The sequence below is a fragment of the Streptomyces sp. NPDC037100 genome (genome assembly GCF_055606225.1).
The window spans coordinates 548973-563974 of the sequence record NZ_JBVJSX010000005.1; the positions used below are offsets into that span (position 1 = coordinate 548973).

Annotated in this window: 14 protein-coding genes; 8 read left to right on the forward strand and 6 right to left on the reverse strand. The window is 72.2% G+C overall.

Annotation, left to right across the window (positions count from 1 at the left end; all coding sequences use genetic code 11):
* Window positions 1–1133, reverse strand: a 1133-nt coding sequence (locus tag ACZ7EG_RS19790) for a DMT family transporter (RefSeq protein WP_471080047.1), incomplete at its 3' end; no start/stop codon positions are given.
* Window positions 1134–1361: 228 nt separating this feature from the next.
* On the opposite strand from ACZ7EG_RS19790, the gene ACZ7EG_RS19795 reads away from it, so the two are divergent.
* The 5 genes from ACZ7EG_RS19795 (at window position 1362) to ACZ7EG_RS19815 (ending at window position 7833) form a co-directional block, all read left to right on the forward strand.
* Window positions 1362–2099, forward strand: coding sequence for a (2Fe-2S)-binding protein (locus ACZ7EG_RS19795; RefSeq protein WP_471080421.1), 738 nt, complete (start codon window positions 1362–1364; stop codon window positions 2097–2099).
* Between the two features lie 39 nt (window positions 2100–2138).
* Window positions 2139–3290: a glycogen synthase gene (glgA, locus tag ACZ7EG_RS19800; protein ID WP_471080050.1), complete on the forward strand. Its 1152-nt coding sequence runs from the start codon at window positions 2139–2141 to the stop codon at window positions 3288–3290.
* Window positions 3291–3341: 51 nt separating this feature from the next.
* The gene (glgC, locus tag ACZ7EG_RS19805) at window positions 3342–4562 is read left to right on the forward strand and encodes a glucose-1-phosphate adenylyltransferase (protein WP_471080053.1); all 1221 of its coding nucleotides are present in this window, start codon (window positions 3342–3344) and stop codon (window positions 4560–4562) included.
* Window positions 4563–4881: 319 nt separating this feature from the next.
* Window positions 4882–6225: a wax ester/triacylglycerol synthase family O-acyltransferase gene (locus tag ACZ7EG_RS19810; protein WP_471080056.1), complete on the forward strand. Its 1344-nt coding sequence runs from the start codon at window positions 4882–4884 to the stop codon at window positions 6223–6225.
* A 105-nt stretch (window positions 6226–6330) separates the two neighbouring features.
* Entirely contained in the window at window positions 6331–7833 is a 1503-nt protein-coding gene (locus ACZ7EG_RS19815) for an SDR family NAD(P)-dependent oxidoreductase (protein ID WP_471080059.1), read from the forward strand.
* Window positions 7834–7955: 122 nt separating this feature from the next.
* Here the strand turns inward: ACZ7EG_RS19815 and ACZ7EG_RS19820 are convergent, their stop codons facing one another.
* Window positions 7956–8405 (reverse strand): hypothetical protein, encoded by a 450-nt coding sequence (locus ACZ7EG_RS19820; protein ID WP_471080062.1) that lies wholly within the window; start codon window positions 8403–8405, stop codon window positions 7956–7958.
* Window positions 8406–8861: 456 nt separating this feature from the next.
* Here ACZ7EG_RS19820 and ACZ7EG_RS19825 point away from each other — a divergent pair, with 456 nt between their 5' ends.
* Complete coding sequence (locus ACZ7EG_RS19825) at window positions 8862–9035, forward strand: hypothetical protein (RefSeq protein ID WP_387847215.1); 174 nt, start codon at window positions 8862–8864, stop codon at window positions 9033–9035.
* Window positions 9036–9091: 56 nt separating this feature from the next.
* Window positions 9092–9574: a GNAT family N-acetyltransferase gene (locus ACZ7EG_RS19830; RefSeq protein ID WP_471080066.1), complete on the forward strand. Its 483-nt coding sequence runs from the start codon at window positions 9092–9094 to the stop codon at window positions 9572–9574.
* A 22-nt stretch (window positions 9575–9596) separates the two neighbouring features.
* Here ACZ7EG_RS19830 and ACZ7EG_RS19835 read toward each other — a convergent pair whose 3' ends face one another.
* From ACZ7EG_RS19835 to ACZ7EG_RS19845, 3 genes are all read right to left on the reverse strand, one after another.
* Entirely contained in the window at window positions 9597–10016 is a 420-nt protein-coding gene (locus tag ACZ7EG_RS19835) for a VOC family protein (RefSeq protein WP_471080069.1), read from the reverse strand.
* Window positions 10017–10223: 207 nt separating this feature from the next.
* A complete protein-coding gene (locus ACZ7EG_RS19840) occupies window positions 10224–11567 on the reverse strand; it encodes an amidase (protein WP_471080072.1) in 1344 nt (447 codons plus the stop codon).
* 130 nt (window positions 11568–11697) lie between these two features.
* Window positions 11698–12723, reverse strand: a complete 1026-nt coding sequence (locus ACZ7EG_RS19845; protein ID WP_471080075.1) for an alpha/beta hydrolase family protein — start codon at window positions 12721–12723, stop codon at window positions 11698–11700.
* Window positions 12724–12890: 167 nt separating this feature from the next.
* Here ACZ7EG_RS19845 and ACZ7EG_RS19850 point away from each other — a divergent pair, with 167 nt between their 5' ends.
* Window positions 12891–13364 carry a carboxymuconolactone decarboxylase family protein gene (locus tag ACZ7EG_RS19850; RefSeq protein WP_471080078.1) on the forward strand — a complete coding sequence of 158 codons (474 nt, stop codon included), beginning with the start codon at window positions 12891–12893 and terminating at the stop codon, window positions 13362–13364.
* A gap of 33 nt (window positions 13365–13397) precedes the next feature.
* On the opposite strand, the gene ACZ7EG_RS19855 is transcribed toward ACZ7EG_RS19850, so the two are convergent.
* Window positions 13398–14819: a lipase maturation factor family protein gene (locus ACZ7EG_RS19855; protein ID WP_471080081.1), complete on the reverse strand. Its 1422-nt coding sequence runs from the start codon at window positions 14817–14819 to the stop codon at window positions 13398–13400.
* Window positions 14820–15002: the final 183 nt, after the last annotated feature.

A 15002-nucleotide genomic window follows, 5' to 3' on the forward strand; every position in this document is an offset into this window, starting at 1 on the left:
CCCGGTACGAGCACCGCCGCCGACATCCCGGACCCCGGAGCGGGTACCGCCGAAGGCGTCGCCGCGCCGGGCCCCGCCGCGAGCACGTCCTCCACCAGGAGTCGCCCACCGGCGGGCACGTCTTCCACCAGGAGTCGCCCACCGGCGAGCACGTCTTCCACCAGGAGTCGCCCACCGGCGGGCACGGCCTCGGCCGCGGCGGCCACCGTCACAGGCTCGGGCCGTCCGCCCGAGTTCTCGGGGGCGGCCACGGCCTCTGTCGCAGGCCCGGTCGCCGGCAGGCTCCCCGGACTCGTCGGCTGCCCGTGCGTGAGCCGCTCCGTCGTCAGCAGGATCAGGCCACCCGCCGCCACCACACCACAGCTCAGCGCGAGCGCCGTCCCCGTCGTGCCGTAGCGGAAGGTTTCTCCGAACATCGTGATGCCCACCGCCGCCGCCACCACCGGGTTCACTACCGTCAGCGTGGCCAGCGGGGCGGCGAGGCCGGCGCCCCGGTAGGAGGCCTGGGACAGCAGCATGCCGGCCGTGGCGAGGACGCCGATCACGGCGAGGGAGGGCACGTCCGCCGCCGACACCCCGCCGGTCCAGTCGACCGCGACGGTCTTGGTGAACACCGAGGACATGCCGAACGCGATACCGGAGGCGGTCGCCAGCAGCATGCTGCGCACCGCCGGGTGCCGGTGCGCCGCCCGGGCGGCGACCATCAGCGCCACGACCACACCCGCGGTGACGACGGCGACGGCCACCCGCTGCGCCGTGTCCAGCGACCGCGCGTCGGACGCGGCGACCAGGGAGAGCAGACCGGCGAGCCCCACCGTCGCCATGATCGCGCCCCGCCAGGCCGTGGCGCCGGCCTTGCGGCCGACGAACAGGGCCGCCATGGGAAGCGCCACCACGATGGTCAGCGCGCCGAGCGGCTGCACCAGGCTCAGTGGACCGTAGGCCAGTGCCACCACGTGCAGCAGTCCACCGAGGCCGTTCAGCCCGACCGCCGCCCACCAGCCCGGCCGGCGCAGCGGCGCGTACTGCTCGCCCGGCGAGGACTCCGCCACCCGCTCCTGCACGATCGCCCCGCCCGCGTAGGCGAACGCGGAGACGAGGGACAGCAGGACGGACAACGCGAGGGCGCTCATCGGCTGCTCCTCTGCGTGAGGCGGGGACGCTCGGCCCGGCGCGGCGAAAGGTGGGCTTTCATGACCAACACCCTGCCGTGTCCAGGTCTTCCCGTCGTCGTCCCTGAGCACTCATTGGGTCCTACTGCCGATGGAGTACGAGGGGACCCCCATCATCCCCAGGGTGGGCGAGTCCGGTCGGGGGCCACCGGGTCGCGTCCCTTAGGGGCCTTGGTACTACTGCTCTTCGTGGACCTCGACCCCGACCTCGCCGCGCTCCGCCCGCTCGCCGGCTTCTTCGTGCTGCGCACGGAAGGAGTACCGGCGGGGTCCCTTCCCACTCTCGCACAGGCGTATGCCACGACATCACCGGATCTGTCAGGAAATCCCCTGATTTTTCGTGTGCGGAAGGTCGCGACCGCCCTGCGCGCCCCGGAGATGCGGGTCGCCGCGTCCGTGACCCATCTGGGCCTCGCCGCCCGGCTCTGGTCGATCGCCCTCGGCTGCGCCGCGCTGTACGGCCGCGTCCCCGACCTGGACGCCCGGCTGCTGCACTGGGACGCCGACGGCAGCGCCCCCGACGATCTGTGGCTCACGGGCGTGACGCCCCGTCCCGGTGACGCGCCGACGGTCGCGGACGTCGTCCTGAACGGCCACCTCGTCCCGCTGGCGGCGGCCCTGCGCGCCCGTCACGGCCTCGCCCCCGGCCTGCTGCGGGGCAACGCCGCCTCCGCGCTGGCCGGCGCCGCCCGGGAACTGGACCGCTGGGCCCGGCGGCACGACCGTACGGACGTCGCCGCCCGGGCCCGCTCCCTGGCCGCGGAACTCCTCGCGCACCCCCTGCTCACCGGCGCCGGAACCCTCACCGGCACCGCCTTCCGGCGCCGCAGTTGCTGCCTCTACTACCGGGTCCCCGGAGGGGGTGTCTGCGGCGACTGTTGTTTCCCACGACCGCCCCGCTCTTCCCCACGCGCCCCATCTGGGTGACCATGAAAGGGAACGGCCGCTGAGAGCAGGGAGTTGCGGGTGCGAGTCGGACTGCTGACCCGGGAGTACCCGCCGGACGTGTACGGCGGTGCAGGTGTCCATGTGGAGTTCCTCGCCCGTGAGCTCCGGCCACTCGTCGACCTGGACGTGCACTGCTGGGGCGAGGGCCGCGCCGACGGTGTGCGGCGGCACCGGCCCTGGTCCGCGCTCGACGGCGCCAACGACGCGCTGCGCACGTTCTCCGTCGACCTCGCCGCGGCAGCCGCCCTCGAAGGGCGCGAACTGGTCCACTCCCACACCTGGTACGCCAACCTCGGCGGCCACCTCGCCAAGCTCCTGTACGGCATTCCGCACGTGATGACCGCGCACTCCCTGGAGCCCCTGCGCCCCTGGAAGGCCGAGCAGCTCGGCGGCGGCTACGAACTGTCCAGCTGGGCAGAACGCACCGCGATCGAGGCCGCCGACGCGGTGATCGCCGTGTCCGGAGCCATGCGCGAGGACATCCTCGGCTGCTACCCGGCGCTGGACCCGGAGCGGGTCCACGTCGTGCACAACGGCATCGACACCACGCTCTACCGGCCCGACCCCGGCACGGACGCCCTGGACCGGATCGGCCTCGACCGCTCCCGCCCGTACGTGCTGTTCGTCGGCCGGATCACCCGCCAGAAGGGCGTGCCCCACCTGCTGCGCGCGGTGCGCGATATCGACCCGGCCGCGCAGGTCGTGCTGTGCGCGGGAGCCCCGGACACACCGGAAATCGACCAGGAGTTCCGCGAGCTGTTCGGGGAGTTGAGCGGGGTTCGCGACGGGGTCTTCTGGATCCCGAAGATGCTGCCGCGCCCGGAGGTGATCCAGCTCCTCACGCACGCCGCACTCTTCGTCTGCCCGTCGGTGTACGAGCCCCTCGGCATCGTGAACCTCGAGGCGATGGCCTGCGGCACACCGGTGGTGGCCTCGGCGGTCGGTGGCATCCCCGAGGTCGTGGACGACGGCACGACCGGCCTGCTCGTCCCGCCGGGCGACGACTTCGAGGCGGGTCTCGGCCGGGCCATGGACGCCGTGCTGGGTGATACGGCGGCCGCCCGGCGGATGGGCGAGGCCGGGCGGGAACGCGCGGTCGGCGAGTTCGGCTGGGACGCGGTGGCCCGGCGCACGGTCCGGCTTTACGAGGAGATCGTCAAACAGGCTTAGCGGGTACTGCTCAGGGGCAGGCATCGGGAAATCGGCGTGAGGGGAGCGGCCATGCGTGGTGGTGGTCCTTCGGTCCTGGGGATCGTGCTGGCGGGCGGCGAGGGCAAGCGGCTGATGCCTCTGACCGCCGACCGTGCCAAACCGGCGGTGACCTTCGGCGGCACGTACCGCCTGGTCGACTTCGTCCTGTCCAACCTCGTCAACGCCGACGTCTTGCGCATCTGCGTCCTGACGCAGTACAAGTCGCATTCGCTCGACCGCCACATCACGACCACCTGGCGGATGTCCAACCTGCTGGGCAACTACGTCACACCCGTGCCCGCCCAGCAGCGCCTCGGCCCGCGCTGGTACCTGGGCAGCGCCGACGCGATCCTGCAGTCGCTGAACCTCGTCTACGACGAGCAGCCCGAGTACGTCGCCGTCTTCGGCGCCGACCACGTGTACCGCATGGATCCGCGCCAGATGCTCGCCCAGCACATCGAGAGCGGCGCGGGTGTGACGGTCGCCGGCATCCGGGTGCCGCGCACCGAGTCCTCGTCCTTCGGGGTGATCACGCCGGGCTCGGACGGCCAGACGGTGGAGCGCTTCCTGGAGAAGCCGACCGACCCGCCGGGGCTCGCGGACGACCCGACCTGCGTCTTCGCCTCGATGGGCAACTACATCTTCACCACCAAGGCCCTCATCGAGGCACTCAAGCGGGACGCGGAGGACGCGTCCTCCGTGCACGACATGGGCGGCTCGATCCTGCCCCAGCTCACCGACCGGGGCGAGGCCGCGCTGTACGACTTCAGCGCCAACCACGTGCCCGGCGAGACCACCCGTGACCAGGGCTACTGGCGGGACGTCGGGACGCTGGACGCCTACTACGAGGCCCACATGGACCTGATCGCCGAGCGCCCCGCCTTCAACCTGTACAACCGCAGCTGGCCCATCTTCACGCACTCGTACCAGCTCTCGCCGGCCCGCTTCAACGCGGGCGGCATCGCCAGCGAGTCCATCATCAGCGCCGGCTGCCTGGTGCGCGGGCAGGTCACGCGATCCGTGCTGTCGCCGGGTGTGGTGGTCGACCCCGGAGCCGTGGTGCAGGGTTCGGTGCTGCACGACAACGTGCACATCGGCCGGGGCGCGGTGGTACGCGGCGCCGTCCTCGACAAGAACGTCGAGGTGCCGCCGGGCGCGACGATCGGCGTCAACCCGGAGCGGGACGCGGAGCTGTACACCGTGTCCAAGGGCGGGGTCATCGCCTTGGGCAAGGGGCAGTTGGTCACCTGACCTCGGGCGCTTTGTCCTGACATGCCCGGGAGAGGCGAGGGCGAAGAGGGGACCGACGGGCGCGTCGGCAGCCCGTCGGTCGTCATGTGGGTGACCTTCAGCGAATTGCGTCGATCCGTGACGCCTCCCGGGTGACTCCCACGGGGTGCCCGGCGACGCAACCTGTGCTGGACTGACGGCACATGCACCATAAGTCCCGCCCCGTTCGCTGGGCGGGACTTAATCTGCTGTTAACTGTACGTAGCCTGATCGTACTTGACCGTAATCGGCTGGGGGCGGTTGACTGCTGGCCCACCCGTCGTCGACGCGAGGCAAGCCCTTGACTGCTGATCTGCTCGCTCCTCTCGACCTGGCGTTCTGGAACCTCGAGTCCGCCGAGCACCCGATGCACCTCGGCGCGCTCGGGATCTTCTCGGCCCACTCGCCCGCCGCGGGCGCCCACGCGGCGGACCTGCTCGCGGCCCGGGCCGCCGGTGTCTCCGGGCTGCGGATGCGCATCCGCGACGTGTGGCAGCCGCTGCCCTCCGCCCTGCGCCGGCCGTTCGCCTTCGGCGGCGCGGCCCGCGAGGCGGACCCGGACTTCGACCCCCTGAACCACGTACGGCTGCACGCCCCCACCGCCGACTTCCACACGGCGGCGGGCCGGCTCATGGGGTGCCCCCTGGAGCGCGACCGGCCGCCCTGGGAGGCCCATGTGCTGCCGGGCGAGGACGGCGTCTGCTTCGCGGTGCTGTTCAAGTTCCATCACGCCCTGGCCGACGGGCTGCGGGCGCTGACCCTCGCCGCGGGAGTCATGGACCCCATGGACATGCCCCCGCCCCGGCCCCGCCCCGCCGCGGCCCCGCGCGGTCTCGTGCCGGACGTGCGCGATCTGCCCGCGATGATGCGTGGTGCCCTGTCCGACGTGAGCCGCGCCCTGGACATCGGCGCCTCCGTCGCCCGCTCCTCCCTCGACGTGCGCTCGACCCCCGCACTCACCTGTGAGCCGAGCGGCACCCGCCGCACCGCCGGAGTGGTCCTCGACCTCGACGACGTCCACCGCGTCCGCAAGACCGTGGGCGGCACCGTCAACGACGTCCTCATCGCGGTCGTCGCGGGCGCCCTGCGTCGCTGGCTCGACGAGCGCGGCGACGGCAGCGAGGGCGTGGCGCCCCGCGCGCTGATCCCCGTCTCCAAGCGCCGCCCCCGCACCGCGTACCCGCAGGGCAACCGGCTCTCCGGGTACTTGATACGGCTTCCGGTCGACGATCCGGACCCGCTGGCCCGTCTGGCCTCGGTCCGGGACGCCATGGATCGCAACAAGGACGCCGGCCCCAACCGGGGCGCGGGTGCCGTCGCCCTGCTCGCCGACCACGTCCCCGCCCTCGCCCACCGGCTCGGCGGGCCCCTGGTCGGCCAGGCGGCCCGGCTCTGGTTCGACCTTCTGGTCACCAGCGTGCCCCTGCCCAGCCTGGGCCTGAAGCTCGGCGGCCACCCCCTCACCGCCGTCTTCCCCTTCGCCCCGCTGGCCCCCGGCCACTCCCTGGCGGTCGCGGTCTCCACGTACCGCGGGAGCGTCCACTACGGCCTCGTCGCCGACGCCGAGGCGGTCCCTGACCTCGACCTGTTCGCCACGGCCGTGTCCAAGGAGGTGGCGACACTGATCAAGGCCTGCCGGCCGTGATCGGGGCGAGTTTGGCGGTGCTGCCCGGCGCTGAAGTAAAATCCGCCCTTCGAAAGCGGGCGCGACCGGCGCGCCGCGACGGCAGAGCAGGGAACTACAGCGGCGATGACGGTGACACAGGACGGCCCGCAGGCCATGGACGAGGCCGACGGACTCTCGTACGGACCCGGCATCGACCCGGAGCGCCTGGCCGTCTGCCTCAGTGTGCTCGAGGAACTCGACAAGCTGGAGGTCGATCACCCGGACGCCATCGCGGTGCGTCGGGCCACCGCCGGGATCTACCGCTCGGTCAAGCAGCGCCGCCGCCAGGAGCGCCGGGCCGCCAAGACCGCCCATGACAAGGCGGTCACGGAGGCCACGGCCACCGGCTCCGCCCAGCGCATCGACGACGAGACCGAGGGCCTGCTGCCGTCGTCGACCACCGAGGAGGGCAGGATCGCGGGGATACTCCAGCGCCCGCGCTCCTGCTACACCTGCAAGACCCGGTACGTGGAAGTCGACTACTTCTACCACCAGCTGTGTCCGGACTGCGCCCGCGTGAACCGCGAGAAGCGCGACGTCCGCGCCGACCTCACCGGCAAGCGGGCCCTGCTCACCGGCGGCCGGGCCAAGATCGGCATGTACATCGCGCTGCGGCTGCTGCGCGACGGCGCGCACACCACGATCACCACGCGCTTCCCCAAGGACGCCATTCGCCGCTTCAAGGCCATGGACGACTCCGCGGACTGGATGCACCGCCTGGAGGTCGTCGGCATCGACCTGCGCGACCCGGCACAGGCCGTGGCCCTCGCGGAGCAGGTCGCCGAGGCGGGCCCGCTCGACATCCTCGTCAACAACGCGACGCAGACCGTGCGCCGGCTGCCCTCCGCCTACGCCGCCCTGGTCGAGGGCGAGAGCGCCCCGCTGCCCGCCGGTGAGCTTCCCGCCCACCACGTCATCGGCGCCTTCAACTCCGGCGCGGTCGACGGCATCGCCGCGCTGCCGCTGGGGACCAGCGGCCTCGACGCCCAGAAGGTCGCCGACCTCGCCCTGGTCGCGGGCAACGCCAGCGTGGCGCGGCACCTGGACGGCACGGCGATCGACGCGGGTGGTCTCGTGCCCGACGTGGTCGACTCCAACACCTGGGTGCAGACGATCGAGCAGATCTCGCCCGTCGAGCTGCTGGAGACGCAGCTGTGCAACTACACGGCGCCGTTCATCCTGATCAGCGCGCTGCGGCCGGCCATGGCCGAGGCCGCGAAGAAGGCGGCGAGCGGGCGCGCGTACGTGGTGAACGTGTCCGCGATGGAGGGTGTCTTCGGGCGTGGCTACAAGGGCGCCGGGCATCCGAACACCAACGCCGCCAAGGCCGCGATGAACATGGTGACGCGGACCAGCGCACAGGAGATGTTCCAGACCGACGGGATCCTGATGACCTCGGTCGACACCGGCTGGATCACGGACGAACGGCCGCACTACGACAAGCTGCGGCTCGCCGAGGCCGGGTTCCACGCGCCGCTCGACCTGGTCGACGGCGCGGCCCGGGTCTACGACCCGATCGTGCGGGGCGAGGCGGGAGAGGACCTGTACGGAGTCTTCCTGAAGGACTACGCGCCGGGTAAGTGGTAGGCGGGATTCCGTCGGGCGTCGGCGGGCGGTGTGGGGGCTGGTCGCGCAGTTCCCCGCGCCGCTGAGTCGGTCATGCAGGCCCCGGGGTGACGAGCACCGCGTATGCCTCCTGTGGTGGCCCGTCAGTCCACCGCCCCGAGGCGGGAGTTGCGGGCCGCCAGCAGTTCCAGAACCGTGCGCCAGTCCTCCAGCACCCCGGCGTCGAAAGCGGCAGTGCGGCCCTCCTCGGAGGCCTGGCACAGGGCGAGGAGGTCGTCGTCGGCCGGGGTGCCCCGGCGGGGGTGACGGCGCAGGAGACGGGCCACCCGCTCACCGAGCAGGGCGCGGACCGCGTCGGCCGTGTGATCCGCGCGGCCGGCGGGGTCGCCGGGCCACAGCAGCCGGCCGAGGGGCTGCACCAGCCCCGCGACCTGGAGTTCCTTGTCGGCCGGGCGCCCGCGGCGCAGCAGCGCCGCCGTCCGCAGCGCATGGTCGTGCAGATCGGCCGGCGGGTGGGCGCGGTCCGGGGCGTCCCAGGTGCCCCGGCAGGCGTACAGCAGATCCATCAGCTCCTCGACGCTGCGCAGCTCCATGCGTCAGTCCTCCCGCGGGACGGCCGTTGCCGTACGGCAGCAGAGCATGGCCGGCTTTCGATTCGGCCAACGGCACCTGAACTGCGCACCGTCCGAAAAGCGCCGTCGTCGACGTACGCCGTTCGAGTGATTCGCGAAACGCCTGAATGTGTACAAATCGGTACGTAAACCGGAGTTGAACGCGGGATGACGCGCGATCGTTACCGGTTGTTTTCAGCCCCATCGAGCGGGGCCCTGCTCATTTGGTTAGTCTGATGCGGACGGACAGCAGCACGGGGTCCTACCCACACCCACGGTCCGTCATGGGACCAGCCGGTTCACCACGGCCTGCTCTCCCGTGAGTCGACCGGCGCCACCGCGTCCGAACTGCATTTGGCATAGAGGCCCGAGCGGGCGTCAGGCGCAGCAGGACCGGCGCGTACGTCCCGAGGGTGACCGACACATAAGGAGTGCGCGGTGACACCGGAGAAGACGAATCGAGAACAGCGCCCCAAGGAACGCGGCGAGCGCGCCGGCCGACGGGCCGACGAGCTCGGCAGCCTCGACGTGTGGGCCCGTTCGGCCCCGATCCGCCTCGCGGGCTATGAGGACGACCTCGCAGAGCCGCACATCCTGCCCAGCGTCGACTGACATCGGGCGCACCCCTCCGCGACCTCCGAGCGCATGGCCGTGCCAGACTCGCGACCATGCTGATCAGGGAAGCAGCGGCTGACGACTGGCCTCGCATCTGGCCGTTCTGGCACCGCATCGTCGCCGCGGGCGAGACCTACGCATGGGACCCGGGCACCTCCGAGGAGGAGGCCCGGGTCCTGTGGATGAACCCGGCGAAGCGCGTCTACGTCGTCGAGGACGACAGCGGTGCCGTCGTCGCCTCCGCCTACCTCACCCCCAACTACGGCGGCCCCGCCGCCCGCATCGCCAACGCCGGCTTCATGGTCGACCCCGGCCAGGGAGGCCGGGGTTACGGGCGGGCCCTCGCCGAACACCTCCTGACCGAAGCCCGGGCCGCCGGCTACCGCGGCATGGTGTTCAACGCCGTCGTCGAGACCAACCCGGCCGTGTCACTGTGGGCCTCCCTCGGCTTCACGATCCTCGGCACGGTGCCCGACGCGTTCGACCACCCCCGCCACGGCCGGGTGGGGCTGCACGTCATGTACCGGCCGTTGTAGGGCGACCGGGAGTTCGCGGCTCTCAGGGTCGGGCGTACCGCCGGGTCATGATCTCCATGTTGTGGCCGTCCGGGTCGTCGAAGTAGGCGCCGCGACCGCCGAAGAGGTCGTTGACCCGGCCGGGCCGGGTGTGGCTCGGGTCGGCGTAGTAGGTGACGCCGATCGCCTCCAGACGGTCGATCATGCCGTCGAACCGCTCCTCGGGCACGAGGAACGCGTAGTGCTGCGACTGGATCGGCTCGTCGGTCTTCTCGTAGTAGTCGAGAGTCACGCCGTTGCCCAGATCGACGGGCAGGAACGGGCCGAAGGGGGCGCCGACCTCCAGACCCAGGACGGCCGCCAGGAACTCCGCGGACAGTTGCCGGTCGGAGGCGTAGACAGCGGTGTGGTCGAGGTGGGCGACCGTGGTGGGCAGTTCGGGGGCGTGCGGGGTGTGGGACATGCGTGGGTTCTTCTCCGAGTCTCGGGATCCGTGAGGAAGCGCCGTTCAGGGGCGCGGGGATGAGGACACGAAGACGGGAGGCGGGGCGCGTGCCCTCTCCGGCTCTCGGGCGGGCCAGGGCGGGGTCACCCCCGCCGCGCTCACTCCGAGGCCGGGCGCCTCACTCGTGCATGGCCCACGGCCGACCCGGCAGTCACCCGGCCGACCCTAGTCCATCGGCGCCGTACGCCGCCACGGGTTTCGCTCCTCCAACTGCCCGGCCAGAGCCAGGAGTCGGGGCTCCGAGCCGGGGCGGCCCACGAGCTGCACGGCGCACGGGGCGCCCGAAGGAAGGGTGCCGCAGGGGACGGCCATGGCAGGCCAGCCGGTCAGGTTCCACGCGGGCGTCAGCGGCGAGTAGTTCGTGTTCGCCAGCACGTTGCTCAGCCAGCCCCGCTCGTGCCAGGGCCCGGCCTTCGGGGCGCGGCGGGCGAGCGCCGGCGTCAGCAGCACGTCGTGCTCGGCGAAGAACGGCTCCAGCCGCCGCCGCAGCCGCTCGCGGCTCGCCCCGGAACTCACGCTGCGCAGGAACGGCCGGCCGAGCCGGGCGTGGACGCGGGTGCGTCGCGTCAGCAGACGAGGGTCGAGCGGCCGGGCGTCCGCGGCGGTGCCCGCCGTCCAGTGGGTCAGGGAGGTCGTGGCGAGTGACATCGGGTAGGGCGGGTCGGCGCGCCGGACCTGATGGCCCGCCCTCATCAGCAGCCCCGCCGCGTCCCGGGCGGCCGCCGCGTACGGGCGGCTGACGGTGACGCCGGCCAGCGGGCTGCGCAGCGACACGGCGATCTTGAGGGCGCCGGGCGCGGGCCCGGGGCCGGGTTCGACACCGGCGAGGACCGAGAACATCAGACGGGCGTCCTCGACGGTCGTGGCGAGCGGGCCGTGCTCCGCCATGCCGAACCAGGTGCTGTCCGCTTCGCCGGTCGGCACCACCCCCCGTCCCGGCTTGATGGTGACGAGGCCGCAGTTGGCGGCCGGTATGCGCAGGGAGCCCATCCCGTCGTTGCCGAGGGCGATCGGCACCATCCCGGCGGACACGGCCGCCGCGCTGCCGCCCGACGAACCGCCCGCCGAGCGCGTGGGGTCCCAGGGGTTGCGGGCGATGCCCAGCACGCCGTCCGTCGTGCCGAAGACACACAGTTCGGGGACGTTCGTCAGCCCCACGACCACCGCGCCCGCCGCCCTCAGCCGGGCCACCGTCACATGGTCCTGCGAGGCCGGGGTGTCCGGCGTGGCGGCCGAGCCGATCCGCCGGGACTCGCCGCGCACGGCGAGGTTGTCCTTGACGGCCACGGGCACCCCGGCCAGGGGCAGTTCGGCGAAGTCGCCGCGCGCCGCCACCTCGTCGGCCTCGGCCAGGGCCGCCTCGGCGCGCACCGTACGGAAGGCGCCGACCCGGCCGTCGAGCCGCTCGATCCGGGCGAGGTGCTCGGCGACCACCTCGCGGGGCGTGACCCGCTTCTCGCGTACGGCGGCGGATATCTCGGCGGCGGTGCGGCCGGCCCACGTGGTCACAGCGGCTCCTCGGAGGGGAGAGGGCGGACTTACTGACGAGTACGTAGGGAGAACTGTGCACCCGGCGAGGACGGTGCGTCGAGGTCGCCGACCGTGTCGGGGCCGAACCGATGCCGTGGGGGCGGCCGGCTCAGCGCAGGTGGCGTGCGAGGAAGGCCTCGGTGACGTCCATCGAGGCGGCCCACTTCGGCCCGAACGTGTGCCCCTCGCCGGAGACGGTGCGCAGTTCGACGTCCTTGCCCGCCTTCTGGAATGTGGCGGCGGCCTCGCGTGACCAGGCCGGGGGACAGGTGTCGTCCGCGGTGCCGTGCTGGATCAGCAGGGGCTCGGTCACGCGGTCGGCGTGGGTGAGCGGGGAGACGTCCCGCCAGAAGCCGGGGTTCTCCTCGGGTGTGCCGTGTTCCTCCTCGATCTCGGCGACGAGGGGATCGCCGTCGGGCCGCTGGAAGCGGTCGATGTTCTCCTCCGGTCGCGCGCTGACCGGGGCGTACGCCACGGCCGCGTCGAACAGCCCTGGTGCCACGACCAGGGTGTTGTACACGACCCCGCCGCCCATGGACCGCCCGAACAGCCCGATGCGGTCGCCGTCGATCTCCGGGCGCCCGGAGTCGCGCAGGGCCAGGGCGGCGCCGATGACGTCCTCGGTGTAGCCGAGACGCAGGTGCACGTCGTTGTCCGGGTCCTTGTCGGAGCCGGCGTGATTGCGGTAGTCGGTGTGCAGGACGACATAGCCGCCGCGGGCCAGGCGGTCCTGCTCCCGCGGCATGCCCTGGCCGCTGACGTACACGTCCGGGTCAATGTAGCCGTGCGCCAGCACCAGCGCCGGGAAGGGGCCCTCGCCCTCGGGAATGTTCATGATTGCCGAGATCGTCAGGCCGTTCGCCTCGTAGGTGGCGGCGTAGCGGGTGTAGGCGGACGTACGGTCGAGCACCGCGCCGAGGCGCAGGCCGGAGCCGGTGTGCTCGCGCTGCATCAAGGCCTGCAGCGAGACGGGACCGGCCGGGGTGGGGGAGGAGCTGGTGCGGGGGCTCTCTCCGGCGGCCCGGGCAGGCGCCGTGGAGGCCACGGGCGCGCGGTCCCCCGCACCACCGGTGCAGCCCAGCGCGACGGCCAGCAGCAGTCCGGCGGCCGCGCAGGCGGTGCCCCGGGGCCGCATACGGTCCAGTGTGACCCCGTGGAGCATGGCAGGACAGGGCCGGCCCGCCGGGAGGCGTGAACCCCACGCCGGACCCTTATGGCGCAGGTCACATGCACCCATGTCACATCGTGACGAGCCGCTGCCTCATAGGGGTGTACGCACCCACAAAGGCAGAGGAGCTCACCATGAGCGCACGACTGGACGTCTTCGCCATCCCGAGCGCGAGCAAGGTCGTCAAGCAGTTCCACTCCCTGGGGCGGCTGGTGGTGGAGTCGCCGCTGCCGGCCGCCACCCGGGAACTGGTCTCGCTCCGCACGAGCCAGATCAACGGATGCGCGGTCTGCGTCGACATGCACACCAAGGAGGCCACTGCCGCGGGCGAGAGCTCCGTACGTCTCCATCTCGTCGCGGCGTGGCGGGAGGCCACGGTCTTCACCGAGGCCGAACGGGCCGCGCTGGAGCTGGCCGAGCAGGGAACCAGGATCGCGGACGGAGCCGGCGGTGTGCCGGACGCCGTGTGGCGGCGGGCCGCCGAGCACTACGACGAGGAACAGCTCATGGCGCTGGTGACCCTGATCGCCTTCATGAACACCGCGAACCGGCTGAACGTCATGCTCGAGCAGCCGGCGGGCGACTACAAGCCCGGCCAGTTCGCGTAACCGCGGAGCGCCAGGGCCGGGCAGGGGCGGCGGCTACGGCCTCTGCCCCGGCCCCGCCAGCCGCGTCGGCGGCAGGTACTCCCGTACGTACGTCCGCTCCCAGCACGCGCCCGTCTGCCGCAGCTCGCGCCATGTCGTGTAGCGGTAGCGGAACAGACGGGCGCGCACGTACCGAGGGGGTTCGTCCGGCGGGAACGGGGAGCGGCGCAGCAGCTTCAGGGTGTCCCGGTCGTTCTCCAGCAGCCGTTCCACCAGCGTCCCGAACCAGGACTCCGCGTAGGCGGGCGAGAGGGCCGCGAACCACATCAGCCAGTCGAGCCGCAGATGGTAGGGCGCGAACTGGCGCGGCCAGCGCCGCGGATCGCCCGGCTTGCCCTTGAACTCGTACTCCCGCCAGCCCGAGTCCGTATGCGGCACGTCGTCCGCGGTGCCCTCCACCACCACCTCGTACCGCACCCGGCTCACACTGCCGAACGCCCCGTAGGTGTTGACCAGATGGAGCGGGTCGAAGGAACGGTTCATGACCTGGCGCCGGGAGACCATGTTCCGGACCGGCCGGTAACCGAGGCCCAGCAGCAGCGCCGACACCGCGAGCACCACGACGACGTACCACAGCGGGGCGTCGGGCACCTTCGGCGGATCGGCCGGGAAGCGCACCGCCGACAGCGCCAGCACGATCGTGATCCAGTTCAGCCAGGAGAAGTTGCCCGACAGCACCAGCCACAGCTGGGTGACGATCATCAGCGACGCGGCGGCCGTCGCGACGGGCTGCGGGGTGAACAGCAGGAACGGCACCACGAGCTGGGTGACGTGATTGGCGGCCACCTCGACGCGGTGCAGGGGCCTGGGCAGATGGTGGAAGAACCAGCTCAGCGGGCCCGGCATCGGCTGGGTCTCGTGATGGTGGTCCAGGCAGGTGAGCTTGCGCCAGCAGGCGTCGCCACGCATCTTGATCAGGCCCGCGCCGAACTCCACCCGGAACAGGATCCACCGCAGCAGGAACAGCACGACGACCGGCGGCGCCACCTCGTCGTTGCCGAGGAACACCGCGAGGAACCCGACCTCCAGCAGCAGCGACTCCCAGCCGAACGCGTACCAGGTCTGCCCGACGTTGACGATCGACAGGTACAGCACCCACGGCACCAGCCACAGCAGCATGCCGCCCCACAGCGGCAGCAGTGAGTCCAGCCCGGCCAGCAGCGCGGCCGACACCGCGCAGCCCGCCCAGGCGCAGAGCGCGAAGAAGCGGTCCGAGTAGTGCCACTGGAACAGGCTCGGCGCCCGCTTGAACGGCACCCGCTGCACGAACCGCGGTACGGGCAGCATGCCGCGCCGGCCGATCAGCGCGCGGAACTGGAGCGCCGCCGTCAGGAACGCCACCAGATACATGACCGCCAGTGCCCGCTGGAAGACCAGCCGGGTCAGCCAGTAGTCGGATGCGGCGAACCATTCCACGGCCGTGGGGCCCTCCTTCCCGTGCGGCGCGGGGCCCGGTCGTCACGCTCGGTGTCCCGTCGCTGCGGTTGCGTGACCCATGTGACCGCAGCAAACAATAGTGCCGGGCCCGACGTAGTACCGGACAGCCCCGATCCTCCCGACGGAGCCGGAATGATTTTCCGGCGGGTGGGCCGCCGACCG

Bases quoted from the DNA above. Each gene is read 5' to 3' on its own strand.
- glgC (WP_471080053.1), top strand. From the start codon at position 3,342: ATGCGTGGTGGTGGTCCTTCGGTCCTGGGGATCGTGCTGGCGGGCGGC.
- ACZ7EG_RS19815 (WP_471080059.1), top strand. From the start codon at position 6,331: ATGACGGTGACACAGGACGGCCCGCAGGCCATGGACGAGGCCGACGGA.
- ACZ7EG_RS19820 (WP_471080062.1), bottom strand. From the start codon at position 8,405: ATGGAGCTGCGCAGCGTCGAGGAGCTGATGGATCTGCTGTACGCCTGC.
- ACZ7EG_RS19830 (WP_471080066.1), top strand. From the start codon at position 9,092: ATGCTGATCAGGGAAGCAGCGGCTGACGACTGGCCTCGCATCTGGCCG.
- ACZ7EG_RS19835 (WP_471080069.1), bottom strand. From the start codon at position 10,016: ATGTCCCACACCCCGCACGCCCCCGAACTGCCCACCACGGTCGCCCAC.
- ACZ7EG_RS19845 (WP_471080075.1), bottom strand. From the start codon at position 12,723: ATGCGGCCCCGGGGCACCGCCTGCGCGGCCGCCGGACTGCTGCTGGCC.
- ACZ7EG_RS19850 (WP_471080078.1), top strand. From the start codon at position 12,891: ATGAGCGCACGACTGGACGTCTTCGCCATCCCGAGCGCGAGCAAGGTC.